The sequence below is a fragment of the Arthrobacter sp. NamB2 genome, assembly GCF_005281365.1.
Lineage (GTDB): Bacteria > Actinomycetota > Actinomycetes > Actinomycetales > Micrococcaceae > Arthrobacter_D.
In genome coordinates this window covers 32,270-58,390 of record NZ_SZWI01000006.1, presented here as the reverse complement: position 1 = coordinate 58,390, position 26,121 = coordinate 32,270, and the positions used below count along the sequence as shown (strand labels likewise).

Annotated in this window: 27 protein-coding genes and 3 tRNA genes; 13 read left to right on the top strand and 17 right to left on the bottom strand. The window is 67.6% G+C overall.

Annotated elements, in window-relative coordinates:
- Positions 1 to 43: 43 nt before the first annotated feature.
- A complete protein-coding gene (gene pyrE / locus FDK12_RS11385) occupies positions 44 to 619 on the bottom strand; it encodes an orotate phosphoribosyltransferase (RefSeq protein WP_137369681.1) in 576 nt (191 codons plus the stop codon).
- A gap of 64 nt (positions 620 to 683) precedes the next feature.
- On the bottom strand, positions 684 to 1,916 hold the full coding sequence (locus FDK12_RS11380; RefSeq protein WP_137369680.1) for an ROK family transcriptional regulator: 1,233 nt from the start codon (positions 1,914 to 1,916) through the stop codon (positions 684 to 686).
- A 251-nt stretch (positions 1,917 to 2,167) separates the two neighbouring features.
- Between FDK12_RS11380 and FDK12_RS11375 the strand changes: the two genes are divergently transcribed.
- The 9 genes from FDK12_RS11375 to FDK12_RS11335 all read left to right on the top strand — a co-directional run bounded on the left by FDK12_RS11375 (position 2,168) and on the right by FDK12_RS11335 (position 11,474).
- A complete protein-coding gene (locus FDK12_RS11375; protein ID WP_223263246.1) occupies positions 2,168 to 3,493 on the top strand; it encodes an ABC transporter substrate-binding protein in 1,326 nt (441 codons plus the stop codon).
- A 69-nt stretch (positions 3,494 to 3,562) separates the two neighbouring features.
- Positions 3,563 to 4,546: a carbohydrate ABC transporter permease gene (locus tag FDK12_RS11370; protein ID WP_137369679.1), complete on the top strand. Its 984-nt coding sequence runs from the start codon at positions 3,563 to 3,565 to the stop codon at positions 4,544 to 4,546.
- Positions 4,539 to 5,378, top strand: coding sequence for a carbohydrate ABC transporter permease (locus FDK12_RS11365; protein WP_137369678.1), 840 nt, complete (start codon positions 4,539 to 4,541; stop codon positions 5,376 to 5,378). Before FDK12_RS11370 ends, FDK12_RS11365 begins: the two co-directional genes overlap by 8 nt.
- Before the next feature lie 44 nt (positions 5,379 to 5,422).
- Entirely contained in the window at positions 5,423 to 6,613 is a 1,191-nt protein-coding gene (locus FDK12_RS11360; protein ID WP_137369677.1) for a Gfo/Idh/MocA family protein, read from the top strand.
- A gap of 24 nt (positions 6,614 to 6,637) precedes the next feature.
- Positions 6,638 to 7,636, top strand: a complete 999-nt coding sequence (locus FDK12_RS11355; RefSeq protein WP_137369676.1) for a sugar phosphate isomerase/epimerase family protein — start codon at positions 6,638 to 6,640, stop codon at positions 7,634 to 7,636.
- Positions 7,637 to 7,799: 163 nt separating this feature from the next.
- Positions 7,800 to 8,861 (top strand): Gfo/Idh/MocA family protein, encoded by a 1,062-nt coding sequence (locus FDK12_RS11350; RefSeq protein ID WP_137369838.1) that lies wholly within the window; start codon positions 7,800 to 7,802, stop codon positions 8,859 to 8,861.
- 107 nt (positions 8,862 to 8,968) lie between these two features.
- Positions 8,969 to 9,793, top strand: coding sequence for an ammonia-dependent NAD(+) synthetase (gene nadE, locus FDK12_RS11345; RefSeq protein ID WP_137369675.1), 825 nt, complete (start codon positions 8,969 to 8,971; stop codon positions 9,791 to 9,793).
- 26 nt (positions 9,794 to 9,819) lie between these two features.
- Complete coding sequence (locus FDK12_RS11340) at positions 9,820 to 10,629, top strand: exodeoxyribonuclease III (RefSeq protein ID WP_137369674.1); 810 nt, start codon at positions 9,820 to 9,822, stop codon at positions 10,627 to 10,629.
- Positions 10,630 to 10,634: 5 nt separating this feature from the next.
- Positions 10,635 to 11,474: a hypothetical protein gene (locus FDK12_RS11335; protein WP_137369837.1), complete on the top strand. Its 840-nt coding sequence runs from the start codon at positions 10,635 to 10,637 to the stop codon at positions 11,472 to 11,474.
- On the opposite strand, the gene FDK12_RS11330 is transcribed toward FDK12_RS11335, so the two are convergent.
- The 13 genes from FDK12_RS11330 to FDK12_RS11270 form a co-directional block, all read right to left on the bottom strand.
- On the bottom strand, positions 11,471 to 12,484 hold the full coding sequence (locus FDK12_RS11330; protein ID WP_137369673.1) for a LacI family DNA-binding transcriptional regulator: 1,014 nt from the start codon (positions 12,482 to 12,484) through the stop codon (positions 11,471 to 11,473). The two genes, FDK12_RS11335 and FDK12_RS11330, sit on opposite strands and share 4 nt — an antisense overlap.
- Before the next feature lie 4 nt (positions 12,485 to 12,488).
- On the bottom strand, positions 12,489 to 13,454 hold the full coding sequence (locus tag FDK12_RS11325; protein ID WP_137369672.1) for a carbohydrate ABC transporter permease: 966 nt from the start codon (positions 13,452 to 13,454) through the stop codon (positions 12,489 to 12,491).
- Entirely contained in the window at positions 13,451 to 14,416 is a 966-nt protein-coding gene (locus FDK12_RS11320; protein ID WP_137369671.1) for a carbohydrate ABC transporter permease, read from the bottom strand. The genes FDK12_RS11325 and FDK12_RS11320 overlap by 4 nt, the downstream gene beginning before the upstream one ends.
- Positions 14,417 to 14,547: 131 nt before the next feature.
- Entirely contained in the window at positions 14,548 to 15,897 is a 1,350-nt protein-coding gene (locus FDK12_RS11315; protein WP_104117583.1) for an ABC transporter substrate-binding protein, read from the bottom strand.
- A gap of 178 nt (positions 15,898 to 16,075) precedes the next feature.
- Positions 16,076 to 16,717, bottom strand: coding sequence for a hypothetical protein (locus FDK12_RS11310; RefSeq protein WP_137369670.1), 642 nt, complete (start codon positions 16,715 to 16,717; stop codon positions 16,076 to 16,078).
- The gene (locus FDK12_RS11305; RefSeq protein ID WP_137369669.1) at positions 16,714 to 17,316 is read right to left on the bottom strand and encodes a DUF6286 domain-containing protein; all 603 of its coding nucleotides are present in this window, start codon (positions 17,314 to 17,316) and stop codon (positions 16,714 to 16,716) included. The genes FDK12_RS11310 and FDK12_RS11305 overlap by 4 nt, the downstream gene beginning before the upstream one ends.
- The gene (locus FDK12_RS11300) at positions 17,313 to 17,732 is read right to left on the bottom strand and encodes a hypothetical protein (RefSeq protein ID WP_317616736.1); all 420 of its coding nucleotides are present in this window, start codon (positions 17,730 to 17,732) and stop codon (positions 17,313 to 17,315) included. Before FDK12_RS11300 ends, FDK12_RS11305 begins: the two co-directional genes overlap by 4 nt.
- The gene (locus tag FDK12_RS11295) at positions 17,729 to 17,920 is read right to left on the bottom strand and encodes a DUF2273 domain-containing protein (protein WP_104117580.1); all 192 of its coding nucleotides are present in this window, start codon (positions 17,918 to 17,920) and stop codon (positions 17,729 to 17,731) included. The genes FDK12_RS11300 and FDK12_RS11295 overlap by 4 nt, the downstream gene beginning before the upstream one ends.
- 7 nt (positions 17,921 to 17,927) lie before the next feature.
- Positions 17,928 to 18,386: an Asp23/Gls24 family envelope stress response protein gene (locus tag FDK12_RS11290; RefSeq protein WP_137369668.1), complete on the bottom strand. Its 459-nt coding sequence runs from the start codon at positions 18,384 to 18,386 to the stop codon at positions 17,928 to 17,930.
- A gap of 108 nt (positions 18,387 to 18,494) precedes the next feature.
- Positions 18,495 to 19,004 carry a hypothetical protein gene (locus FDK12_RS11285; RefSeq protein ID WP_137369667.1) on the bottom strand — a complete coding sequence of 170 codons (510 nt, stop codon included), beginning with the start codon at positions 19,002 to 19,004 and terminating at the stop codon, positions 18,495 to 18,497.
- A gap of 160 nt (positions 19,005 to 19,164) precedes the next feature.
- Positions 19,165 to 19,237 (bottom strand) — tRNA-Phe (locus FDK12_RS11280).
- A gap of 71 nt (positions 19,238 to 19,308) precedes the next feature.
- Positions 19,309 to 19,382, bottom strand: a tRNA-Asp gene (locus FDK12_RS11275).
- An 85-nt stretch (positions 19,383 to 19,467) separates the two neighbouring features.
- Positions 19,468 to 19,540, bottom strand: a tRNA-Glu gene (locus FDK12_RS11270).
- 203 nt (positions 19,541 to 19,743) lie between these two features.
- Here FDK12_RS11270 and FDK12_RS11265 point away from each other — a divergent pair.
- Both FDK12_RS11265 and FDK12_RS11260 read left to right on the top strand, forming a co-directional pair.
- Positions 19,744 to 20,115 carry a metallopeptidase family protein gene (locus tag FDK12_RS11265; RefSeq protein WP_223263245.1) on the top strand — a complete coding sequence of 124 codons (372 nt, stop codon included), beginning with the start codon at positions 19,744 to 19,746 and terminating at the stop codon, positions 20,113 to 20,115.
- 151 nt (positions 20,116 to 20,266) lie between these two features.
- Complete coding sequence (locus FDK12_RS11260) at positions 20,267 to 21,823, top strand: NlpC/P60 family protein (RefSeq protein ID WP_137369666.1); 1,557 nt, start codon at positions 20,267 to 20,269, stop codon at positions 21,821 to 21,823.
- A gap of 78 nt (positions 21,824 to 21,901) precedes the next feature.
- Here FDK12_RS11260 and FDK12_RS11255 read toward each other — a convergent pair whose 3' ends face one another.
- Positions 21,902 to 22,903, bottom strand: coding sequence for a universal stress protein (locus FDK12_RS11255; RefSeq protein ID WP_137369665.1), 1,002 nt, complete (start codon positions 22,901 to 22,903; stop codon positions 21,902 to 21,904).
- A gap of 258 nt (positions 22,904 to 23,161) precedes the next feature.
- Here FDK12_RS11255 and FDK12_RS11250 point away from each other — a divergent pair, with 258 nt between their 5' ends.
- Positions 23,162 to 23,815, top strand: a complete 654-nt coding sequence (locus FDK12_RS11250; RefSeq protein WP_223263244.1) for an FAD-dependent monooxygenase — start codon at positions 23,162 to 23,164, stop codon at positions 23,813 to 23,815.
- A 76-nt stretch (positions 23,816 to 23,891) separates the two neighbouring features.
- Here the strand turns inward: FDK12_RS11250 and FDK12_RS11245 are convergent, their stop codons facing one another.
- Positions 23,892 to 24,518 carry a copper resistance protein CopC gene (locus FDK12_RS11245; protein WP_223263243.1) on the bottom strand — a complete coding sequence of 209 codons (627 nt, stop codon included), beginning with the start codon at positions 24,516 to 24,518 and terminating at the stop codon, positions 23,892 to 23,894.
- A gap of 146 nt (positions 24,519 to 24,664) precedes the next feature.
- On the opposite strand from FDK12_RS11245, the gene FDK12_RS11240 reads away from it, so the two are divergent.
- On the top strand, positions 24,665 to 26,116 hold the full coding sequence (locus tag FDK12_RS11240; RefSeq protein WP_137369664.1) for an NCS2 family permease: 1,452 nt from the start codon (positions 24,665 to 24,667) through the stop codon (positions 26,114 to 26,116).
- The last annotated feature ends 5 nt before the right edge of the window (positions 26,117 to 26,121 follow it).

The window sequence follows — 26,121 nt, the reverse complement described above, 5'->3', positions numbered from 1 at the left end:
TGTCCCCGTGCGTCCTCCGTGCGTGCTTCGTCGGGAGCCCGGGTCAGGCCAGGCCCAGCTCGTCCTTGCCGAAGGCGAAGAGGTAGGGCACCCCGGCCTCCGACTCGATGCGCTCCTTGGAACCCGTGCTGCGGTCGACGATCACCGCGACCGCCTGGACGATGCCGCCTGCACGGCGCACACCCTCGACGGCGGTCAGGGCCGAACCGCCCGTGGTCGAGGTGTCCTCGAGCACGACGACGGGACGCCCGGAGACAGCGGGACCCTCGACCTGGCGGCCCATCCCATGCGTCTTCTGGGTCTTCCGCACCACGAAGGCGTCGATGGGCCGGCCGGCCCGGGCTGCTGCGTGCATGACTGCCGTACCGACGGGATCAGCGCCCATCGTGAGGCCGCCCGCGGCTTCAAAACTGATGCCGGCGTCGTCGAGCAGCTGGAGCATGACGCGTCCCACGAGGACGGAGGCCTCGTGGTGCAGCGTGATGCGGCGCAGGTCGATGTAGTAGTCCGCCTCCACGCCGCTGGAGAGCGTGACCCGCTCGTGCACCACCGCTAGTTCCTTGATGAGCTCGAGGAGCCGGGAACGGTCTGTGGTCTGCGTGGAGGTCTCGACGGTCATGCCGCCAGTCTATCGAGAGGGCGGGGGCGCCCCGGCACCGTCCCGCGCGGAGGAGCCGCGGGCGTCACCCGGCCAGGCGCGCGCTGGCGGCGTCGATCGCCTCCGGGGACAGAACATGGGCGACGGCCATGGCGGAAGCCCCCGCGACACCGGCACGCTCACCCGAGACGGACGGCACGATCCGCAGGTGCTCGGTGGCCAGCGGCAGCGACCGGGTGTAGACGACTTCGCGGATCCCCGCGAGCAGGTGCTCTCCTGCCTGGGCGAGGCTGCCGCCGATCACGACGACGGAGGGGTTGATCAGGTTCACGCACATCGCTATGACGTCCCCGATGTCCCGGCCGGCCTGGCGGAGGACCTGAATGGCGGAGAGGTCACCCGAGCGGACGAGGGCGATGACGTCACTACTGCCCTCGAGGGTCCCGCCCGTGAGGCGGTTGAGTGCTGCAGCAAGCGCCGGCCCACCGGCGAGGGCCTCGAGGCAGCCCGTGTTACCGCACCGGCAGTTCGCCTCTCCTCCGCGCGGCACCCGGACATGACCGAGGTCACCCGCGGTTCCCTGGGCTCCCCGCTGCAGGACGCCGCCGGAGATCAGCCCCGCTCCGATGCCGGTGGCCACCTTCACGAACATGAGGTCGTCGACATCCGGCCAGTTCGCGGTGCGCTCGCCGAGGGCCATGATGTTGACGTCGTTGTCCACGAGCACGGGGACGTCGATGTGGCGCTGGACGAGCGCGGGGACATCGACCCGGTCCCAGCCCGGCATGATCGGCGGATTGATCGGGCGGCCGGTCTCATGCTCTACGGGTCCGGGCAGTCCGATCCCGATGGCGGCCAGATCCTCCGGGCGGCGGTCCGCTGCCGCGAGGAGCCGGCGAACGGCACCGGCAAGCCAGGCGACGACGTCGTCCGGACCCGCTGCGATCGAGAGCGCCTCGCGTTCGACGGCGAGTTCGGTACCGCTGAGATCGGTGAGGCTGACCAGCGCGTGGGTCGCGCCGAAATCCGCGCCGACCACGACGCGGGCCGCCGGGTTGAGAGCGAAGAGTGAGGGCCGGCGCCCTCCCGTGGACGCAGCACCGCCGTACGGTGCCACGAGCCCGAGCGCCATGAGGGCGTCGATCCGTGCCGCGACGGTGGACCTGGCGAGGCCGGACACCTCGGCGAGTTCTGCCCTGGTCCGGGGCTGACCGTCGCGGAGAAGCGCGAAGATGTCGCTGACCCCGGGTCCGGCCGATTGTCCGGGTCGGGGGGACGATCCGCCGTCGGGACCGGCGGCCGCATGAACGTTCAGCATCTTGTCAGTAAAGCACGGGCGCCAGCAGAACCGGGTGCCTTTCTCGCTCGAACGCCGGACTTGCCGTCGCAGTCGACACCCAAGGTGTCGAAACCACGACGTCTTTTGATTGACGATCGACATAAGTCGTCATAGCTTGGGTGAACCAGCTCACACTGGGCCTCTCCCGCAGGCTTCCTGCACCACTCGCAGCATGCAACCGCGAGGGCCCGGACCGGCTTGATCGCAGTTACTCAAAGGAGAGATGAACCGTGAAAATACCCGTCAAGGCCCTTTCGACCTTCGCTGTACTGGGACTGGGGATGTCCAGCCTCGCCGCCTGCGGCTCCGCATCCGGGGAAGCGACATCGGGCGACACCCTGACCTATTGGGCCTCCAACCAGGGCACCACGGTCGAGGACGACCGCAAGGTCCTGGAGGAGTCCCTCGCCCGCTTCACCGAAGAGACCGGCATCGAGGTGGAGCTCGAGGTCATCCCGTGGACCGACCTCTACAACCGCATCCTCACTGCGGTCAGTAGTGGTGAGGGGCCGGATGTCCTGAACATCGGCAACACCTGGGCGACGACCCTCCAGGAGACCGGCGCCTTCCTGCCGTTCGAGGGCGAGGCCCTCGAAGCGGTCGGAGGCCAGGACCGTTTCATCCAGAGCAGCTGGTCGACGGGCGGTGCCGAAGGGGAGACACCCACGTCGATCCCCCTGTACGGCCTCAGCTACTCGCTCTACTACAACACGGAGATGTTCGCGGCGGCCGGTATCGAGGCTCCCCCCGAGACGTGGGACGAGTTCGTCGACACCGCGAAGAAGCTGACGATCGACACGGACGGCGACGGCCAGATCGACCAGTGGGGCGTGTCCCTGGCGGGCAGTTCCATCTCGAACAACGCGCACCAGGCGTTCGTCCGCGGCCTGCAGGCGGGCGGGTCGCTCTTCGACGAGAACGGGGAGCCCACCTTCGCGAGCGACGAGCAGGTTGCCGGCGTCAAGCAGTGGATCGACCTCATGGCCACCGACAAGGTCGTGTCGCCGTCGAACGCCGAGTTCACGGGCGGCAGCCAGATGGTCGAGGACTTCGCGGCCGGGAATGCCGCGATGTTCTTCGACCAGGCGCCGGCCAAGACCCTCAATGCCCGCGGTTTCGAGAACTTCGCCGCAGCGCCGGTTCCGCTGACCAACCCGGATGCCACGGGAGACGAGGCGACCATGAGCCACGTGGCCGGCATCAACCTGAGCATCTTCAACGAGACCGACAACGAGGAAGGCGCCCTGAAGCTCGCCGCGCACCTGACGAGCGACGAGGAGCAGGTCTACCTGAACAAGGCCTTCACCGCACTCCCCGTGCTCACCGCGGCCTACGAGGACGAAGCCTTCCAGTCGGAGGAGATCAAGCTCAAGCAGGAGATCCTCGAGAACAACGCAAAGCCGATGCCGCTCATCAGCCAGGAGGGCCAGATGGAGACCCTCGTGGGTACGGCGATGAAGAACCTCTTCGCCCAGGCGGCCACCGGTACGGTCACGGAGGACGACATCCGAAAGGCGCTCGAAGACGCCAACAGCCAGATGGCAGCCGCCCAGTAACTCCCCCGAGGCAGGTGCCCGGCAGCGTCCGGGCACCTGCCCCTGACCCGCTCAGTCCGAGGAGCATCCATGTCACAACTGGTCGAGAAGCCACCAGCAGCCGGCAGTGAGCCGGGTACGCCGCAGGGCCCGGCACCTGCCGCCCGGCGCAAACGAAAGTCCCCGTTCGCCTACATCCTGATCGCTCCAGCAGTCATCATGGAGCTCCTGATCCACATCGTCCCGATGATCCTCGGCGTGTGGATCGCCTTCCTCGGCCTGACCCAGCTCAACATCCGCAACTGGTTGCGGGCACCGTTCGTCGGCTTCGACAACTTCGTTGCCGGACTCGACCCCAACGGCCCCATCGGCGGGGAGTTCCTCGCGAGCTTCGGCCGCACCCTCGTGTTCACCGTGATCGTGCTTGCCATCGTCTGGGTCCTCGGCATCATGGCCGCCGTCCTGCTGCACAGTTCCTTCCGCGGGAACGGCTTCCTGCGGACGTTCTTCCTCATCCCCTACGCTTTGCCGAGCTACGTGGCCACCATCGCCTGGGCGTTCATGTTCAGCCAGCGCGACGGCGCCATCAACAAGATCCTCGTCGACGATCTCGGGCTCCTCGACGAGCGGCCGTTCTGGCTGCTCGGTGGCAACGCCTTCTGGGTCACCGTCATCGTGACCGCGTGGCAGATGTGGCCGTTCGCCTTCCTCATGCTCCTTGCTGCACTGCAGAACATCCCGAAGGACGTCTACGAGGCTGCCGCGATCGACGGCGCTTCCCTCTGGAAGCAGTTCGTGCTCATCACGCTTCCCATGATCCGCCCGGCCAACGGCGTCCTCCTGCTCGTCATGAGCCTGTGGATCTTCAACCAGTTCAACGTGCCGTTCGTCCTCTTCGGCGCCGCGCCACCGGAGTCCGCGCGCCTGGTCTCACCGCTGATCTACCAGCACTCCTTCTCCAACTGGAACTTCGGCCTGGGCGGCGCCATGAGTGTGCTGCTGCTCATCCTCCTGTTCATCGCCTCCGTGGTCTACGTGCGCATGGTCCTTCCGAAGGGTAAAGACATTGATTGAGACACCCGGTTTCCGCTGGTTCCGCCGTATCGGATTGACCTTCCTGTTCATCCTCGTCGCGCTTCCGCTGTATGTGGTGTTGGTGACGAGCTTCAAACCGCTCGCCGACGTGCGCGGTCTCTTCACCTGGGTGCCGTCCACCGTCACCATCGAGCCGTACCTCGAGATCTGGCGGACGGTTCCCCTGGCGCACTATTTCAAGAACAGCCTGATCGTCACGACGCTGGCCACGGTCTTCTCCGTCATCATCGCGATCATGGCCGCCTACGCGGTGGCCCGGCTCAACTTCCGCGGACAGCGCTCGTTCAGCCTCGTGGTCCTGTCCACCCAGATGTTCCCGGGCATCCTCTTCCTCCTGCCGCTCTTCCTGATCTTCACCCAGATCCAGCGGACCGTCGGCCTGCAGCTGAACGGGTCCTATACGGGGCTGGTGATCACCTACCTGACCTTCACCCTGCCCTTCGCGATCTGGATGCTCGCGGGCTACTTCGCTTCCATCCCCCGCGAACTCGAGGAAGCGGCCATGATCGACGGCACGAGCCGCGCCGGAGCGTTCATCCGCGTGGTCATCCCCGTCGCGAAGCCGGGCATCATCGCGGTCGCCGTCTATTCGTTCATCACAGCCTGGGGTGAGGTGCTCTTCGCCTCGGTGCTCACGAACAACGACACCCGTACGCTCGCGATCGGGCTGCAGGCGTACGCGAACCAGACGGACGTGTACTGGAACCAGCTGATGGCCGCATCGGTCGTCGTTTCCCTTCCCGTGCTGATCGGCTTCATGCTGGTTCAACGGCACCTCGTCGCGGGATTGTCCGCCGGGTCCGTGAAGTAGCCACCTCACCGATCGCGCTTCCACCCCTACATCTGGAGAACACCATGACATCCCCACTTTCCGGTCAGGTACCGGACGGTCCCGCATCGAAGCCCCTCGCTGTCGCCATGATCGGCTACGCCTTTATGGGCAAGGCGCACTCGGCAGCGTGGCGCACGGTCGGCAGCCACTTCGACGTCCCGCCGGTCGCCCGCCGCGTCGTCGTGGGCCGCGATGCCGAAAGGACCGCTGAAGCGGCCGCCCGCTACGGGTGGGAGGAATCCGCGACGGACTGGCGCGACGTGATCAACCGTGACGACGTCGACATCGTCGACATCTGCACGCCGGGGTACCTGCATGCCGAGATCGCCATCGAGGCGCTGAAAGCCGGCAAGCACGTCCTCGTGGAGAAGCCGCTGGCGAACACGATCGCCGAGAGCACCGAGATGGTCGCCACCGCGCAGGAGGCGCGGACCCACGGCGTCCAGTCGATGGTCGGGTTCAACTATCGGCGCGTGCCCGCCCTGGCCCACGCACGGAACCTGATCGCCGAGGGGCGCCTCGGTGCGATCCGCCAGCTGCGCGTGGCCTACCTGCAGGACTGGCTCGTGGACTCGGAGTCGCCGATGACGTGGCGCCTCCGCAAGGAGACCGCGGGATCGGGGGCACTCGGTGACATCGCCTCCCACGCCCTCGACCAGGTGCAGTTCCTGACGGGCGAGGAGATCTCCGAGGTTTCCGGGCGGTTGCGTACCTTCGTCGCTGAGCGGCCGGGCCCGGACGGGCCGGAACCCGTGACGGTGGACGACGCCGCCTGGATCACTGCCGAACTCTCCGGCGGCGCCGTCGCGACGGTCGAGGTCTCCCGCGTGGCGACGGGTGTGAAGAACGGGCTGCGCATCGAGGTCTTCGGCGAACGCGGCGCGCTGCGCTTCGATCTCGAGAACCTCAACGAGCTGTGGTTCATGGAGGCTACCGGACCCGAGACGGAGCAGGGCTTCCGCCGGATCCTCGTCACGGAGCCGGAGCACCCCTACCTGGAAGCCTGGTGGCCACAGGGCCACATCATCGGCTGGGAACACACCTTCACGCACCAGCTGCGCGACTTCCTCACGTCGATCCGCACGGGCGAGCAGCCCCAGCCCTCGTTCGAGGCCGGTCTTCAGATCCAGCGCGTTCTCGCCGCCGTCGAGGAGAGCGCTGCGGCGAAGAGCGCCGTGGTCCAGGTCGGTTCGGCCGCCCACGCCCACCAGTAGTCCCCACCACTTCAAGGAGCCCGCATGACACGCAACTTCACCCTGTTCACCGGCCAGTGGGCCGACCTGCCCTTCGAGAAGGTCGCGGAACTCGCCGGACAGTGGGGGTACGACGGACTGGAGATCGCCGTGTCCGGCGATCACCTCGATGCCTGGCGGTGGGAGGACGACGACTATATCCAGAACCGGCTGGACATCCTCGAGCGCAACGGGCTCGAAGTCTGGGCGATCTCCAACCACCTGAAGGGTCAGGCCGTCTGCGACAATCCGATCGACTTCCGCCACCAGGCGATCGTCGGTCCGAAGGTCTGGGGTGACGGCGACCCGGAAGGTGTGCGTCAGCGGGCTGCTGAGGAGATGAAGCTGACAGCGCGGCTCGCGCAGAAGCTGGGCGTCGATACGGTGGTGGGTTTCACCGGCTCCTCGATCTGGCAGTACGTCGCCATGTTCCCGCCCGTGCCTGCCGAGACGATCGACGCGGGCTACCAGGACTTCGCGGACCGCTGGAACCCGATTCTCGATGTCTTCGACGAGTGCGGTGTCCGCTTCGCCCACGAGGTCCACCCGTCCGAGATCGCCTACGACTACTGGTCCACGCAGCGCACCCTCGAGGCCATCGGGCACCGCCCCGCCTTCGGCCTCAACTGGGACCCGAGCCACTTCATGTGGCAGCAGATCGACCCTGTCGCCTTCATCTCCGATTTCAAGGACCGCATCTACCACGTGGACTGCAAGGACACGAAGATGCGCATGGGTGGAGGCCGTAACGGCATCCTGTCCTCACACCTCGCCTGGGGCGACCCGCGCCGGGGCTGGGATTTCGTCTCCACAGGTCGGGGGGACGTTCCCTGGGAGGACAGTTTCCGCGCGTTGACTGCCATCGACTACACCGGTCCCATCTCCGTGGAGTGGGAGGACGCCGGCATGGACCGCCTGCAGGGAGCGCCTGAGGCCCTCGCCTTCCTGAAGCGCTTCGACTTCGCACCGTCGGACACGTCCTTCGACGCAGCCTTCAGCCAGTAACGGCACGAGGCGGGGGTGGTCCGGGAGTCCACCCCCGCCATCCGGTGCAGGCGCCATGCACTCCCTCCTGGATCGTGGCACTCCGATCGATGCCGTCCTCTTCAGCAAGGGCCAGGTGGCGCCCGCAGCCACGCACCGCCATCTTGCCCGAAAGACACCACCGATGCTTCCAGCTCCCGTCAGCACCATCGCACCTTCCACCGCGACCGGCCGCCCCATCCGCTGGGGCGTCGTCGCGACGGGGTCGATCGCCGCCCGCGTGGTGCACGATCTCGCGCTGCTCGACGACGCCGTCCTGCAGGCCGTCAGCTCCCGTACCGAGGCGTCCGCCCGTGCCTTCGGGCTGCGCTTCGGTTTTGCTTCCGCGTACTTCGATGGCGAGGGCAGCACCGGCTACGAACGGCTGCTCGCCGATCCCGCCGTCGACGTCGTCTACATCGCGACGCCGCACGCGCAGCACCATGCCGTCGCGCTGGCCGCGCTCGCCGCAGGGAAGCACGTGCTGTGCGAGAAGCCGCTCGCCATGGACGCCGGGCAGGCCGCGGAACTTGCCGTCCTCGCTGCGGAGCGCGGCCTGTTCCTCATGGAGGCTGTCTGGACGCGCTTCCTGCCGAGCTTCCGCAGGGCCTCCACGATTCTGCGGTCGGGCGAGATCGGACAGCCGCGGTGGCTGCAGGCGGACCTCGGATTCGCGCCGCCCTTCGATCCCGCGTCGCGGACCTGGGACCCGGCGGCCGGCGGCGGAGCCCTCCTAAACCTCGCGGTCTATCCGCTGACCTGGGCGCTCGCAGCTCTGGGAAAGCCCAGCAGCGTGTCCGCGCAGGGGCTCCTCACCCCTGAGGGCATCGACCTGCAGAATGCCCTGACCCTCTCCTACTCCAGTGGTGCTCATGCGCAGCTCACCACCTCGATCGGCGCCCATTGCCCGAGCGTGGTCACGATCAGCGGCACCGACGGTTGGCTGCGTTCGTCCGGTCCCCTGTTCAATCCGGGCGAGCTCGTGATCCAACCCAGGCAGGGCACGCTGCGCACGGAACGGTTCGAGGTCTTCGGCAACGGTTTCAGCTACGAACTGCGTGAGGTGACGCGCTGCCTGCAGGAAGGACTGACCGAGAGCCCTTTCATGACACCCTCGGAGTCCGTCCGCATGATGGAACTCCTGGATGAGGCGCGCCGCCAGATGGGGCTGCGGTATCCGAGTGACAGCGACCCCGTACCCGCCTGATGCTCTCGCAGCGATCGATCGGTGCCGGGGTCATCTGCGCTGAGCGACGTGATGACGGAGCCGCCGCGTGTAACCCTGCTGAAATCGAGTCGGAGTAGCCTAGGGGAATGCGTGAACTCCAGGCACAGATCATCGAGGAAATGGGCGTCAAGCCGACCATCGACCCAGCGGCGGAGGTGCACGCCCGGGTCGCCTTCCTGAAGGACTACGTCAGGTCCACTGGAACGCGCGGCTTCGTGCTGGGCATCAGTGGCGGACTCGATTCGACCCTGGCCGGGAAGCTCGCGCAGCTCGCTGTCGACGAACTGCGCGCCGAGGGGGTCGACGCCGACTTCATCGCTATGCGCCTGCCTTACAACGTGCAGAAGGACGAGGACGACGCGCAGGCGGCCCTCGCGTTCATCGAGCCCCGCACGTCGAAGGTCTTCAACGTCGCTCCGGCCGTTGACGGATTCCAGCAGGAGTACGCGGAGACGACCGGCGAGCACATCTCGGACTTCACCAAGGGCAACACGAAGGCCCGTGCCCGCATGGTCGCCCAGTACGCTGTGGCCGGGCAACACAACCTGCTCGTGATCGGGACGGATCACGGCGCCGAGTCGGTGACGGGCTTCTTCACGAAGTTCGGCGATGGCGGAGCGGACATCCTCCCGCTCTTCGGCCTGAACAAGCGCCAGAACCGGGCACTGCTCAAGGAGCTCGGCGCGCCTCCCGCCCTCTACAACAAGATCCCCACGGCGGACCTCCTCGACGAACGCCCCGGCCAGTCCGACGAGCAGGAGCTGGGCCTCACCTACGAGCAGATCGACGACTACCTCGAGGGGCGGGAAGTGGAACCCGACGCCGCGAAATCCATCGAGCACCGCTACTGGATCACACGTCACAAGCGAACGGTGCCGGTCACCGTCTTCGATTCGTGGTGGCGGGAGTAAACACCGCCGTTGGTAACGTAGGGTCCGTGAAGATCGCCACCTGGAACGTCAATTCCCTCCGTGCCCGCGCCGACCGCGTCGAAGCCTGGCTCAACAGGTCCGACGTCGACGTCCTGGCCATCCAGGAGACCAAGTGCAAGGACGACAACTTCCCCTGGGAGTTGTTCGAGAACAGCGGTTTCGAGGTGGCGCACTTCGGGCTGAGCCAGTGGAACGGCGTTGCCATCGCGTCGCGCGTCGGGCTCGACGACGTCCAGCGCACCTTCCCCGACCAGCCGACGTTCGGCAAGCCGGGGACCGAAGCCGTGCAGGAGGCCCGGGCCATCGCGGCGACCTGCGGGGGTGTCCGTGTGTGGAGCCTGTACGTGCCGAACGGGCGATCCCTCGACGACCCCCACATGCCCTACAAGATCGAGTGGCTCGACACCCTTCGCGGGCATGCGCAGCGCTGGATCACCGAGGACCCGGAGGCCCAGATCGCCCTCATGGGCGACTGGAACATCGCACCGCAGGACGAGGACGTCTGGGACATCGAGCTGTTCGTCAACGGCGGTTACACCCATGTGAGCCCTCCCGAGCGCGCCGCTTTCCAGTCCTTCCTCGACTCCGGCTTCGCTGACCTCGCGCGCCCCTACACGCCCGGGCCCGGCCTCTACACCTACTGGGACTACAAGCAGCTGAGGTTCCCGAAGAAGGAGGGCATGCGCATCGACTTCGTCCTCGGCTCCCCCGCCCTCGCTGCGCGCGTGACCGACGCCTTCGTGGACCGCGAGGAACGCAAGGGCAAGGGCGCCTCGGACCACGCACCCGTCGTCGTGGAACTCAGCGGGCCGTGAGCCGGATGGGCGGCGGCGCCCGACCGTTCCCCTACGTCTCCTACCTCCGCGTCTACGAGCCCCTCGACGCCTTCTCGGATGCGCAGCAGCTCGCCATCCTCGAGCAGCGGGCACGTGAGCGTGAGCTCACCGAGGCGATCGAGCACGAGCAGTCGCTGCGGCGCATCATGCGCACGGTATCGGATCCGTTCCCACACCACGAACCCGATCTCGTGCGGGTCACCCACTTCCCCGGCCAGAACGGCACGACGGCGCCCTACTACTGCCCCAACCAGCTCGCCGTGCGCAGCACCCTCGCAGCGGAGTCCCTCGACCAGAGCCTGCGCGGGCCACTCATCGACGTCCTCGTACCCGAGGTTGCCAGGGAGGCGCACCAGGCGAGACTGGACCCGGACACCTTCGCCGACTCGGTCGCGAAGCTGCATACGCGGTCGGCGACGTGGGGCGTGCCGTTCGCCTGGTTCGCCCTGATCCACGAGGACGACCTCACGGAGGTGATCGAGGATGACGGGCGCGTCAGCACGGTCCGGGTCACGGCGAGGATCGGGGACTGCATCGACCGCGGAAGGCGGTCGGTGGCGCAGCTGGCCATCGGAGCGCCGGAGATGGATCTGCTCGACGAACTCACGGAGATCGTCGAGTGGCTCGAGGTCTTCCGCCGCGACGCCGTCGTCGAGGTCGACTACGGCTCGGTGGCCGACCGCGTCTTCCCCGACGATTCCCCGATGGACGTGCGCCTGGGTATCGAGAGCCTCGCCGAAGCGGACATGATGGGCGCCGCGGCGTCCTACCGGCGCCTGGCGTCACGCTGGATCCCGATCCGGCAGCTCGCCAGGGCCTCCTAGCCCGCCCTGACGGGCCCGGTCGTCGTCCGCTCGACCAGTGAGTGGGGGCGCGACGGCGGATAGTCGGGAGACTCGTTCCGCAGCAGCTCGCCGAGCAGGATGTCCGCCGCGAACGCGCCCTGGTCCGCGGGGTCCTGATGGATGGTGGTCAGGCCCATCGGCTCGGCGAACTCGTGGTCGTCGATGCCGATGACCGACAGCTCCCCAGGGACATCGATACCGAGGTCCGCTGCGGCCTTCAGCACTCCGAACGCCATCTCGTCCGACGAGCAGAACACCGCCGTCGGTCGATCGTCGGGGTCGGCCAGGAGCGCCGCCGCGGACGCGCGTGATGTCGCGAAGCGAAAGTCCCCCGACGGCGACCAGTCCTCCCGCGCCGTCAGCCCATGATCCGCCAGTGTCCGCCGGAAGGACTGCTCGCGAAGGCGAGGCACCTCGAAGTCGATGTCGAAGGACCCCCCGCCGCGCATGTGGGCGATCCGGGTGTGGCCGAGACCGATCAGGTGTTCGACCGCGTCCCGCGCGGCGCGCGCGTCGTCGATCCCGACGTGGCGTACGCCCTCGAGGGCTCCGCCGATCACGATGCTCGGGTATTCGAGCTGCTGGACCGCCTTACGCTCCTCGGACGTCAGGTGCATGCACATCACGAGCAACGCGTCGATCCGCTTGCGCAGGATGGACCGATGGAACACCCGATCCCGGTTGGCGCCGGCGCCGCCGAGGCTGAACAGGATGAGATCGTAGCCGGCCGCACGCAACCGGCGGTCCACCCCCTCGAGGACTGCCGAGAAGTACCAGCGGTCGATGACCGGGACGAGGACTCCCATTGCCATGGTGCGTCCGGAAGCGAGTCCGGACGCCGCCGACGACGGAACGTACCCCAGTCTCTTCGCCGTCGACCTCACCCGCGCGCGCGTGTCCTCGGCGACACCGGGCAGCCCGCGCAGTGCGCGGGAGACGGTGGCCGTGGACACGCCCAGCGAGGCCGCGACGTCGTCGATGCTGGTCATGCACTCAGCCCTTCAGGCCACCGGCCAGCAGTCCCCGGACGAAGTAGCGCTGGAGCCCGAAGAACACCGCCAGCGGAACGATGATGGACACGAAGGCGCCCGCCGTGAGTCGCTGCCACTCCCCGCCACGCGAACCCTGGATCTCCGCGAGTCGCTGCGTGATCGGCGCGACGTCGGCCCCGCCGCCGGAGAACACCAGGGCAACGAGCAGATCGTTCCAGAGCCACAGGAACTGGAAGATCCCGAAGGACGCCAGCGCCGGGGTGGCGAGCGGGACGATGATCCGCCAGAAGATCGTGCTGTGGCCGGCACCGTCCACGCGCGCCGCCTCGATGACCTCGCCCGGGATCTCGGCGATGAAGTTGTGCAGGAGGAAGATGGCCAGGGGCAGTCCGAAGATCGTGTGCGCCACCCAGAGCTGAGCATACGTGCCGCTCGGCAGCACCTGGAAGTCACCGAACTTCAGCACCTGCGTGAACAACTGGAGCAGCGGGATCAGCGCCATCTGGAGCGGCACGATCTGCAGTGCGAACACGAAGATGAAGAGGCTGTCCTTGCCCCGGAAACGCCCCCAGGCGAACATGTAGGCCGCCATCGACCCGAGGACCAGCGTGAAGATGGTTCCGGGAATCACGATGGCGAGCGAGTTCACGAAGTAGGAGAGCAGGTTGGGAGACTGGCTGCCTCCCGGACTGAGCACATCGGCGTAGTTCTCCAGCGTGAACTGGCGATCGGTGAAGACGTTCCACCAGCCATTTCCCTTGATGTTGTCCTCGGGTCGGAACGAGGACACCAGCAGCCCGAACGTGGGCACCGTCCAGATCACGGCGATGATGATGGCCGCGGCGGTCGCCCCGCGGGACGTCAGCCGCTGCCGGACACGAGTCTGTATCGTGGGGTCTCCCTGCGAGGCGTCATCGTCGACGTCGCGCAGCAGCTCCTTCTGGTTGTCCAGGGGCACAGTGCTCATCGGATTTCCTTCTGCTTGCGGAGCAGCCGGGCGTTGTAGACCACCACGGGCAGCACCATCAGGAACAGGACCAGGGCCAGTGCGGCGCCCCTGCCGGGCTCACCCGCCCGGAACGCCTGGGTATACATCTCATTGGCGACCACGGAGGTCTCGTACTGGCCTGCCGTCATCGTGCGGACGATATCGAAGACCTTCAGCGTGCCGATCGTGATCGTCGTGACGACCACGATCAGGGAACCCCGGATCGTGGGGATGGTGACGTTGCGGAACTGCTGCCACGCGCTGGCGCCGTCGAGCCTGGCAGCCTCGACGATCTCCGTCGGAATGCCCTTGATCGCGGCGGAGAGCACGACCATCGCGAAGCCGGTCTGGATCCAGATCATCACGGCGATCAGGAAGAACGTGTTCTCCGGGGCGTCGAGCAGGAACTGCTTGGGCTCCTGCCCGAACCACACGAGCACCTGGTTGAGCAGACCGATCTGATCCTGCTCCGGTCCCTTGTAGGCGTAGACGAAGCGCCAGATCACACCGGCACCCACGAACGAGATGGCCATCGGCATGAAAACCAGGGCCTTGAGCGCCTTCTCGCCCCGCGCGCGGTCGATGAACACCGCGTAGGCCAGGCCGATCGAGGACGCCAGCAGTGGGACGAGGACCACCCAGATCAGGGTGTTCCTCAGCGTCACCAGCGCTTCGGGCTGCGTGAACATCCACACGAAGTTGTCGAGCCCCACGAAGTCCCCGTTGCCGTTCGTCAGGGAGAGGTAGGACGTCTGGAGGGCCGGGAACACCAGGCCCACGGCCAGGAGGATCAGGGCCGGTGCGAGGAAGCCCGCGACCTGCACCTTCTCGCGGCCGGACTTGGGCGCCCGATCCACCACCAGCATGATCAGCCCGATGATTGCGGCGAAGATCGCGAGTCCGATCACCACCTGTAAACCTTTGTCAGCGAAATCTTCCACAGCCCAGCCTCCTTGGTGCGCTTGCTGAAAGTAATGGGACGGCAGGGCTCTGCACGTCGAGCGTGGGCGACGCCGAGCCCTGTCGAAGCAGGCGCCCCGGACGCGATGCCGGGGCGTCTGCCGCTACCTGCCTAGGAGGAGGGCCAGCTGTCCTCGACGGTCTGCGTGACTTCCTCGCTCGATGAACCGTTGATCCAGTTCACGATGCCGCTCCAGAAGGAGTTCGCACCGACGGCGCCCGGCATGAGGTCCGAGCCGTCGAAGCGGAAGACGGTCTCCGGGTCCTGCAGCAGTTCGATCGACTGGCGGTCGAGGTCCGATCCTGCGAGTTCCGGGTCCAGCCCCTTGTTGGCGCTGATGGCACCGCCCTGCTCTACGCGGGCGTTCGCGAACTCGGCGCTTGCGAGGTACGTCTGCAGTGCCTGCACCTCCGGGCGGTCCGTGTAGGCGCCGATCAGCTCACCACCACCGGTGATGGCCGTGCCCTGGGACTCATCGATGGGCGGCGTCATGAACGCCCAGACGTCGCCGTCCTCCGCGACGTTGGTTCCTTCGGGCCAGTTGGCGGCCTGGAAGGAGGCCTGGTGGTGCATGGCGCATTGGCCGTCGAGGACGGGCTGGCCGGCCTCGGCGAAGGCCGTCGACAGGATGGAGCGGGAATCACCGAAGCCGCCGTTGACATAATCGTCGTTTTTCAGGATCTCCCCGACGCGGTCGAACGACTCGACGATCTGGGGATCATTGAACGGGATCTCGTGGCTGACCCACTGGTCGTACACCTCGGGGCCGTGCTCGCGGAGCACCGCGTCCTCGACCCAGTCGGTACCCGGCCATCCGGTTGCCTCACCGGATTCGAAGCCTGCGCACCAGGGCTTCAGGTCCTCTTCCTCACTGGCGATCTTCTCGGTCAGTGCCATCATCTCGTCCCAGGTGGTCGGGACTTCCCAGCCCTTCTCCTCGAAGGTCGCCGGGACGTACCAGACATAGCCCTTGATGTTCGCGAGCATGGGGGCTGCGTAGAAGGTGCCGTCCACCGTGCCGTACTCCTTCCAGTCCGCGGACCAGCCCTCGTCGACGAGGTCGGACACGGCCTGCGGAGCAGGCTTGAGGTTCGGAGCCTGGGCCGCCAGCAGGCCGGGCTGCGGGAAGATGGCGAGGTCGGGCGCGGTGCCACCCTTGGCACGCACGCCGATCTGCGTCTCGAATTCCTTGGAACCCTCGTAGGCCACCTCCACGCCGGTGCACTCGGAGAAGTCGGCCCAGGAGTTCTCGAGGAGCTCGGCTTCGACGTCGACGATGGTCGAGTAGACGCTGACCTCGGTGTCCTCGAACGTCCCGTAGGACTCGTAGGCCGAGCAATCCGCGTCTCCCGAACCTCCCGCACTGTTCGATCCTTCCGAACCACAGCCGGCGAGAGCGAGAAGGGAAATACTGAGTGCTGCAGCGGGCAGCGCTAACTTCCGTGAGCGAATGTTCGCCATTGAAACAGACTCCTTTGTCTTGCGTACGCGTTCAAAGGGGTCATGGCGAGTTGCCGCCCTACCCAGGAATGCGCCGCCTCACTGAATTGGTCTAGCAACAGTAAGCGCTTACATCGGCAGGCACAAGACGACCTGTGCCCAGCCCGCTTTTGATGCCGATTCGTGACCGTACTGCGGGTCAGCTGACCCGTTCCGCGCGGGTCAGACGTGCGCGAGCCCCCGAGCTGATGCTGATCAGCACGGGCGTCCGGTAACCGGTGACCGTATCGAGCGCTTCGACGAGGCGGGAGACCTCGGCGGCCACCGCATAGGGGGGCACACCCTTCCGCGGGTACACCCGCACACGGAGGCCGGGAACATCCTGCACCTCCCAGGTGCTGACGGAGGCGCCCGCCAGATCGGAGCGTTCGAGCAGCGCCGCCTTCAGTGCCTGTTCCGCGGCGGCGGCGGTAATCGTCACCGATCCAGGTGTGGCCTCGTCGACGCCGGTCCGCTGCCCCGGCCGTCCACTGCGGCCGACGGCAGCGAAGACTCCCGTTCGCCCCTTGCCCTGAGCCACGATCCACAGGACGAGGAGGACGATCAGGAGCAGCAGGACCGCCGCGAGGGACGTCCAGAGCATGGTGTCCCGCTGCTCCCCGAGGGTGGTACCGGTGCGGAGGCCGTCGATCGCGTCACCGATCCGTGGTGCGACGTCGCGCCACCGGGAGGCGGTGGAGGGCAGAGCCAGGAGGAGCAGGCCGGAGGCCCCCAGGGCGAGGGTCATGAGCCCGACGACTGCGAGAACGATGCGGTTGAGCAGGCGCGGCGTCGTATTCACTGGCCGACCACCCCCGTGTCCGCCACCAGGACGGTGATACGAGGGGCGGGCTCCACGCCCAGCCGGCCGAGGTCGTCGGCGACAGCCGCACGTACGGCATCGGCGTCGACGGGTACACCCGACGTCGGCCGGACCTGGACCCTGACGGTGCGCCGTCCCACCGTCACGAGGACCTGCTCAGGCGCCACTCCCGCCGCGACCCGCGCACGGCGGGCCAACGATGACGCCACGACCTCGGCGTCGACGACCACGGCTGCCCGCTCGTTCGGGATCGCATAGCGCGCACGCCTGCCGGGCAGGACTGCGAGGAGGACAAGCACCGCGCCGAGGGCGAGCAACAGGAGGGAAGCGGCAACGAGCAGCGAGGGTGGCATACCGTCCGGCAGCCGTCCGAGCAGCACCACCGCGGCCTCCACGTCGAGCAGGAACGGTTCATCCCCCACAGCTCTCAGCACGGCTTCGAACAGGAGGAGCAGGCAACCCGAGATCAACAGGACGCCTGTGACGACCGAGGCGACCGCCCGGGAGGAGTGGAGTTCCCGGCGCACGAACCGGGACGTGGTCTCCGGTGTCGACCGGTCGAGCTGGTCAGGACTCACAGCACCCTCGCGCCCCGCGTGACGGTGCTGCCGATGATCCGGACGTCCACTCGGCTCAGCCGCGCCCCGGTCAGAGCCTGGACCCGCTCGAGGATCGGCGTCCTGGCCGCGTCCACGCGCGCCAGCAGAGGCCCCCCGAAAGAGGCGACGATGCCGGGCTCCTCGAGTACGCGGGTCAACGACGGTACGGGAAGGGGCAGGGAGAGAACGAGCGCGAGCAGGCCGCGGTCATCCGCCAGGGATGCCCTGACCTGCGCCGGCGGCACGCCCAGCACCTCTGCGGCCACGGCCCGTGCGGTGCTGGTCAGGGCCTCGGTGGTGATCCGGTTGTGGCCGGCGACGGGAGCATGGCTCCGGAAACCACGAACGGCACCTCCTACAGACGCGCGCCCGGTCGGGAAGGACTCCGTGGTCACGAGGACGAGCGGCGTCCGGAGAGGGCGTCGAGGACCCCGCGGAGGTCGAGCTTGCCCTCGATGACGCGTCCGACGACGGCGCCGCAGAGCACCAGGACGAGGGTCAGCAGAAAACCCCAGAAACCGAAGATCAGGGCCGCGAAGGAGAGGACGGCCCCGGCCGCCATACCGGTGGTGGTGGGACTCATGGCCGGTTCACTCGGCAGGCTGCTTGAGTTGTGTCGAGCCGGTCGTGCGGATTCGCTCGACGGTTCTCGGCTCCGCAGGCGGCGGCAGGTGCACGTCGAGGATCTCGACATTGACCTCGATGACCTGGAGCCCGACCAGTTCCGTGAGTGCTTCGTAGACGGCGACGCGAACCGCATCAGCCAGCGCATTGAGCGCGTAGCCGTACTCCGCGACGAGGCTGATGTCGACAGCGAGCTGGGTCTGGCCCACCTCCACCTTCACACCGTGGATGAGGTCATTGGCGCCGACGGCATCGCGTATGGCTCCCAGTGCCCGTCCGGAGCCGGCTCCGAGGGAGTACACGCCAGGCACGTCGCGCGCGGCGATCGCCGCGATCTTCACCGCGGCGGGGTCTCCAATGAGGGTCCTCCCGCCCGGCACGTCCTGGAGAGCGGGGAATGGCCGCCCCGCGGATTGCTCGGTCATCGGATCGGACCCCTTTCGCTTGTGGACAGCCTAAGGCACCGCGCCGCCACCGCGAGTGGGAACACGAGCTTGCTTCCGCAGGGCCGGGCCTCCGTCGTCGCCCGCGCTTCAGGAGCCGGCACAATGCTGTCCGAGCCAATCCTGCACGGGGACGATCGCGTGCCGGAAGGCCTTCTCGTCGAAGATCCCCGAACCTTCGGGAGGCACCTCCACGGAGTGAGCGAGCGTCTCGAATTCATCCTGCAGATCGACCGGCACCTTGTCCCGGAAGTCCAGTATCTGCTGCCGGAGGGTGACGAGTTCGCTCGCATCGGGATGAGAGCGCAGGCCGAGCGGCGCGAGCATCGCCGTCGTGACCCCACCGGCCACGACGACGCAGTGGTCCGATGCGCCGGACACCCGACCCTGAGTGGCCGCATCCGCCGGCGGGCCCTCGGACTGCAGGGGCGCGGGCTCCAGGGATGGCGTGGGCAGCGCGGACGGCTGCGGCGAGGGGCTGGCGGGCATGGTGAGCATCGTGTCGGCCGGTGATGCCGACCCCTGGCTGCAACCGGTCAGGGCCACGCCGAGGACCACGGTCAGGACACCGGGTCCGACTGCGGAACGAAGGAGTCTCACGGGTGCCCTTTCGTCTCGATTCGGTGCCGGTGGTTCAACGCACAAGGCGCCCACTACTATCCCAGATCGTTCGCCCGGGCAACCTGGGGCGATCGGAAGGACCGCAGGACGCACACGAAAAAACCCCGCGTTCCGAGGGGAACTGCGGGGTTTTCAGCGGTGGCTCCGACCGGCGTCGATCCGGTGACCTTTCGATTTTCAGTCGAACGCTCTACCAACTGAGCTACAGAGCCTTGCGACCATCTTGCGGATGATCACCGTATCCAGCCCGACCGGCGCCCCCGAGGGGACCCAGCCGCCTGAGCGACCCTGACGGGACTTGAACCCGCGACCTCCGCCGTGACAGGGCGGCGCGCTAACCAACTGCGCTACAGGGCCTTGCTAACTTCACTTGCTGATTTGCAGGTTCCAGCCTACCAGCACTTTCCGTCCTGGTTGACCGCCCGTGAGGGCATCTCCCGCGTACCCCCAACGGGATTCGAACCCGTGCCGCCGCCGTGAAAGGGCGGTGTCCTAGGCCGCTAGACGATGGGGGCCTGGACCACAGTTCGGGTTTCCTGCGACCTACCGAAAGGCAAGCACTTCCGGCCGATCATTCCCTGTCGTGGACCTGTAAAACTATAGGTCGAGTTTGCCGATTACACAAAATCAGGCACCGCGACCGTCCGTCGACCGGTCACTACCCGGCAAGCACCCCTCGTCGCACCGCGGACACGGTGACGGTCGGTACGATCAGGGCGTGCCGTACGAGATCACCCGTGAAGAGTTCGAGGACGCCGTGAACGACGCCATCGACAAGATCCCCGACGATCTCGCCCGCGCGATGGACAACGTGGCCATCTTCGTCGTGGAGGAGTACGAGCCCGCGCCCGGCGAACCGGCAGACTCCGAGTTGCTGGGTCTCTACGAGGGGACTCCCCTCACGGAGCGGGACTCGTGGTGGGAGGCAGGGTCCCTGCCGGACCGCATCAGCATCTTCCGCGGCCCCCTGTCACGCCTGTGCGACTCGCGGGAAGAACTGGTCGAGGAGATCCTGGTGACGGTCGTGCACGAGGTCGCCCACCACTTCGGCATCGACGACGAGAGGCTCCACGAATTGGGATGGAGTTGAGGCGACACGCCGCGCCGGATCGGCGGAAATGACACCGATGTTGTTTACGATACGGATGTGACTCCTGTTGCCAAAGTGAATAGGGGAGCTCTATTGTCGGGTCTGTTGCGTCAACCACCAACGGCAGATCCGGGCGAAAGAGCGGCAGAACGTGCAGTCATCGAGAACCACCGGCAACCTCCTGCGTCACGGTGTCGCCACCCTGGCCGCCGTCGCGCTGATCGGCTGCACCATGATTGCTCCTTCGTTCGCGACTCCCGCAAGCGATCCCGGCGGAGTCGCGCTCCCGTCGCCGGACGACATCAAGCGGGCCCAGGATGACGCCGCCGCGGCAGCCGGACTCGTTGCGGACATCGAGGGGATCATCGCGGTGGCCGGCGAGCAGCTGCAGGAGGCGCAACTCACCGCCTTCAAGGCCCAGAACGACTACAACAACGCCCTTGCCATCCTCGACGAACGCCGGGCTGCCGCGGACCGTGCCGAGCAGCGCGCTGCGGACGCCGGGCGTCAGCACGATGCCGCCGAGGAGCAGGTGGGCCGACTCGCGGGCGACCTCTACCGGTCCGGGGGAATGAACCCCGGTATCGAGAGCGTGCTGGACGGAACCGATCCCGACGAGGTCATGTACCGCGCCTCGACCCTGTACGGACTCTCGAGCAGTAGCACGCGCACGCTTGACGAGGCCCAGGCGGCACGCGACGCGTGGGCTTCCCTGACCCAGGATGCCGCGGCAGCACGGCAAGCGGCGCAGGACGCCGCCGATGCAGCCCAGGCAGCCGGCGAGCAGGCCCGCGAGGCAGCGGGCAGCGCGGAACAGCTCGTCGGCGAGAAGCAGGCCGAGCGATCCACTCTCGTGGGCCAGCTCGCCACACTCAGGAACACCACGGCAGAGCTCGAGGACCAGCGCATAGCAGGCCTCGAACAGGCCCAGCGGGAGCGCGACCTCGCCCGCATGATCGCCGAATCCGCCGCTGCAGCGACGGAATCAGCCGCCGCACCCCAGGGCACTTCCACCAGCACCCCGCCGCTCCGCGACCCGGCGTCGCTTCAAGCCCCCTCGAGAGTCGCGCCCGCACCGGTCCGGTCCACGGCGGGCGCTCCAGTGGTGTCGACACCGGCGGCCCCCGTTGCTCCCGCCCCTGCACGGCCGGCGGCACCCGCACCACCGGCACCGGCACCACCCGCACCGGCGCCTGTTGTAACGCCCGCCCCGCCAGCACCCGCACCTCCGGCAGCACCGGCACCCGCACCACCTGCGCCGGTGGCTCCTGCAGCACCCGTTGCGCCCGCACCGGCTCCGCCTGCCCCGGCACCGCCCGCTCCTCCTTCGAGCAGCGGCGCCGGCGCGGTGGCGATGAACTACGCGCTGTCGAAGACCGGCAGTCCGTACTACTACGCGTGGGGCGGCAACGGCCCACTCGGCTACGACTGCTCAGGCCTCACCCAGCAGGCATTCGCCTCCGCCGGCGTATCCCTGCCGCGCACAGCAGCTCAGCAATACTTCGCCGTGAGACATGTGCCGCTGTCGCAGATGCAGCCCGGAGACCTGGTGTTCTGGGGCAGCGGAGCGGACATCTGGCATGTCGCGATCTACATCGGCGGCAACAAGGTGGTCAACGCGCTCAACCCCAGCCAGGGCATCCTCGTCACGGATCTCGCCCACATGGGCGGCATGGGTCCCTTGAACCCGTCGGCCGGGCGGGTCTGACCTGCGACGGCGAGGCCGGCCGGTTGACAGTGGCTTCGGCGGCGACCGACGACGTGCAACGAGCCCCGGGGAACTCGGCTAGCGCACGGGAGCGATCATCGGGCCGAAGGACTTCCGGTCGTCGAGCCGAGGATCCGGCTTGTCCGGTACGACGAGCACCGGCCCTCGCGCATGGTGCAGGACGCCCTGGCTCGTGGAACCCATGAGCATCCCGGCGAAGCCTCCGCGGCCCCTGGTTCCTACGACCAGCAGCTCGGATGTCGCCGATGCCTCGATGAGGACTTCCGCGGGAGGGCCGTCCACGAGGTCCACCCAGATGTCGACGTCGGGGAAGTGGCTCTTGAGCCAGTCCCGGCCGGCCGCGAGCTGGAGGGCGAGATCGGCGTGCAGCGCCTCACGGTCGACAGGTGCCGGCACCCACGCCAGCGAGCCGTTGAAGGGGGCGACGGAGCAGATGACCCTGAGCGCCAGTCCCCTCGAACGCGCCTCCTCCGCTGCAGCGAGCGACGCCATCCGGGCCTGTTCCGAGCCGTCCACGCCGACCACCACGACAGGTTCCACCGTCGCAGACGGCCTCTCCCTGCCCGGCTTGCCACCGAGCTCGGGATGCCCGAGGCGCGCGCCCGTGCACACCGGGATGACTGCCGTCGGGCACTTGGAATGCGCCGGCAAGGCGCTGCTGACCGAGCCCAGCAGCCGGCCCACGAAACCGCCGCGACCACGCGACCCGACAACCATCAACTCGGCTTCCTCGGACAGATCGAGCAGCACACCTGCTGCATCGCCCGTCTCGATCCTGGGGTGCACATCGACACTGATGCCCTCGAGGTGCGACAGCGACTCGTTCAGGACGGCCTGGGCGCTCTCCCTGATGACGTCGTCGTCGACCGTCGCATAGCCGGCATCCATGCTCGAGGCCGCGAAGACGGGCACGGTGTACGCCGTCACGACGTACAGCGGCGCCCCGCGCCGTTCGGCCTCCCTCGCGGCCCACAACAGGGCACACGTACTCTGGTCGGAGCCGTCGACGCCCACCACGATCCCGTGCTGCGACAATCCCTCTGCGTGCTCGCTGCTCACGGCAGATCTCCCCTCGGTCGCGTGTTGTTCCCGCCTGGAGCGGCCGGTTCCCCATTTGTAGCGCACTCCTGTGCATCGGTCTATCCACGGTCTGAAAAGTTATATAGGCTTCGATGAACCGTTGCGGGGGCCCGGCCTGATGGCCGGAATACCCCTATGCGTAGTGCTCTTGGCTGACCCGTTCGCAGCCAAGAGTCCGTACGGCCCGGAAGAGGCGCCGGGCCGTACGGGACCAATGCTTCGTGTGGAGGTAACTCGGTGGATTCCTTGCCGCTCGACCCGGCCCGCTCTGCGTCTGCGCTACCCGCGTCAGCAGAGCATACGAGCACGGTGGTCATCGGTTCGGGGTTGTCCGGTCTCGCCGTCGCCAGCGAACTCAGCCGCCGCGGCATCGACTCGATCGTCGTCGAGAGCCTCGAGTGCTTCGACTCCGGAGCCATGCGCACCGTGATGACCGACTCCGTCTCCCTCTCCGAGCGCACCGAGCTCATGCGCCTCCTGCGCGGTTATGCCGCCTCCCACCAACTCGACGTGCGGCAGAGCACCGTGGCGGAACACCTCAGCATCATCGGGCACCCCAAGCTCCTCTCGGCGCCCGTGGGCCGCAAGAAGTGGGCGGTCCAGACGGCAGACGGCGTGCTGCTCGCCGATCATGTGGTGCTCACCAAGTACCCGCAGAACGAGTTGCGCAGGTTCCTCAACTCGATGGGCATCGCGATCGGACGCGATTTCAAGGCGGCCCTCCGCGCCATCGGCCTCCACCTCGTCGGCGTCGGCGAACTGCTGACGCCCACCACGCGCGAGATCGTCCGCCAGGCGAAACTCGTCAGCGACGCCATCGTGACCCAGGGTCCGGCGGCGCTCAACCGCATAGCCCCGCCTCGGGCAGCCATCTCGCCCCTGGGCGCCTGACCGCTCCTGCGCTCGGCAGGCCGTCTGCGGTACTTGCTCGTACGACAGCGTCATCCTCGCCGCACGGCGATCCGCCCTACTTGTTCGCGCCGAGCCGCTTCCGGGCGGTCACCGCAAGGGCGACGGCGATGGCGATCAGGGCTGCGATCATCAGCACGACACTCCACGGGAAGTCACTCACCCCGGCCGTCTGCGTCTCGTTGGCCGGGTCCTCCTGGGCGTCCAGCGGACCGGCGGTGGTCGCCGAGTCCGGGACCGTCGTCGTGCCCTGCTGGGTCCTGAAGGCGAAGGTGCCCTCGATGGGGTGCGAGTCCGAGCTCACGACGCGCCAGTTCACCGTATATTCGCCGGCGGGGGCACCGGCCCTCAGCGGCTGGCTGGCGGTGCGATCGACGATCGCTACCGGGCCGTCGGCCCAGTCCACACCGGCCTCGTCGAGAACCTGCACCTGGGCGCCGATCCCCGAGGGAACGTTCGAGAAACTCAGCTCCAGCGCAGGCGGCAGCACATCCAGGGTGGCGCCCTCGGCAGGAGTGCTGCCGACCAGTTCGTCGTGCGCACTCGCCGCTCCGCCCGCGCCGAGGAGCACGGCGAGCGTCAGCAGCACGGCGGAGACGATCGTGGCAACGGAAGGGGCGGGACGACGGCGGTCGCTACGCACGCTCATCGGATGCTGTTCGGGCAGGGTCGGAAGGGCAGCCATGGTCCAACCCTACGTTGCAACACTGACCAGATGCTGGCACTCGTTCGGGCATGCGCCTGCCCGGGTTCGTCATGAACGGAGCCCCGCACGAGCGCCGGGATAGAATTTCTGCGGTCGCTCCCCGTCCCTTCGCCCTAGGATCCCCCATGCTCAAAACTGGTTCCGTGCTGGATCGCTACTTCGACGTCACGAAGCGGGGGTCGACGTTCTCCCGGGAGATCCGCGGTGGACTCGCCACCTTCTTCGCCATGAGCTACATCGTGGTGCTCAACCCGCTCATCCTCGCGGGTGCAGATTCCTCCGGAGCCGAACTGGGATTCGAGCGCGTGGCCGCCGTGACCGCCCTGGTGGCGGGCATCCTCACCATCGTGATGGGCGCCTGGGCGAAGTACCCGTTCGCGCTGGCCACGGGGCTCGGCGTCAACGCGTTCGTCGCGATCACCGTGGCCACCAATCCGGGCCTCACCTGGCCGGACATCATGGGCCTGGTCATGCTTGCGGGCCTCACCATGCTCGTCCTCGTGCTGACGGGCTTCCGTACGGCGGTGTTCAATGCCGTGCCGGAGAGCCTGAAGACGGCGATCGTGGTCGGCATCGGCCTGTTCATCGCCCTGATCGGCCTGGTCAACGCGGGCTTCGTGCGGCGCGTGCCCGACGTCGCCAACACCACCGTGCCCGTGGGACTGGGGTTCGGCGGCGTCCTGATCGGGTGGCCCACCCTGGTCTTCGTGTTCGGCCTGATCCTGACCATCGCGCTCGTGGTCCGCAGGGTGCGCGGCGCCATCCTCATCGGCGTGCTGGCAGCGACGGTCCTCGCCGTCGTCCTCGAAGCCGTATTCAATGTGGGCGCCAGCGTCTCTCCCGGCCAGGAGCCGAATCCGGCCGGGTGGTCCCTCGTGGTCCCCGAACTGCCGACCGGCTCGTGGGTGGGCGTTCCCGACCTCAGCCTCGTGGGGAACGTCAGCCTCTTCGGCGCTTTCGGACACCTCGGCGGCACCGCCGCCATCCTGCTGACCTTCACGATCCTCCTCAGCATCTTCTTCGACGCCATGGGCACGATGGTGGGTCTCGCGAACGAGGCGAAGCTCGTCGACGCCAAGGGCAACATCCCGGGCGTCAACCGTGTGCTGGTGATCGACGCCCTCGGCGCCGTGGCCGGTGGCGCTGGATCCGTGTCGTCGAACCAGATCTACGTCGAGTCCGGCGCCGGCATCGGGGAAGGCGCACGGACCGGCCTCGCGAACGTCGTCACGGGCCTGCTGTTCCTGCTCGCGATGTTCTTCACGCCGCTGATCAGCCTCGTACCGTTCGAAGCGGTGGCGCCCGCACTCGTGGTGGTGGGCTTCATGATGGTCGCGCAGGTGGGCCGCATCGACTTCGACGACTGGGGCATCGCCATCCCGGCCTTCCTCACCTTCACCCTGATGCCGTTCACCTACTCGATCGCGAACGGGCTCGGCGCCGGGTTCGTCGCCTTCGTCCTCATCCGCGCCATCCAGGGGCGCGGCCGGGAAGTCCACCCGCTGATGTGGGCTGTCGCGGCGGCCTTCGTGGTCTTCTTCGGCATCGGGCCCATCGAGGAGCTCCTCGGAATCTGACGAGG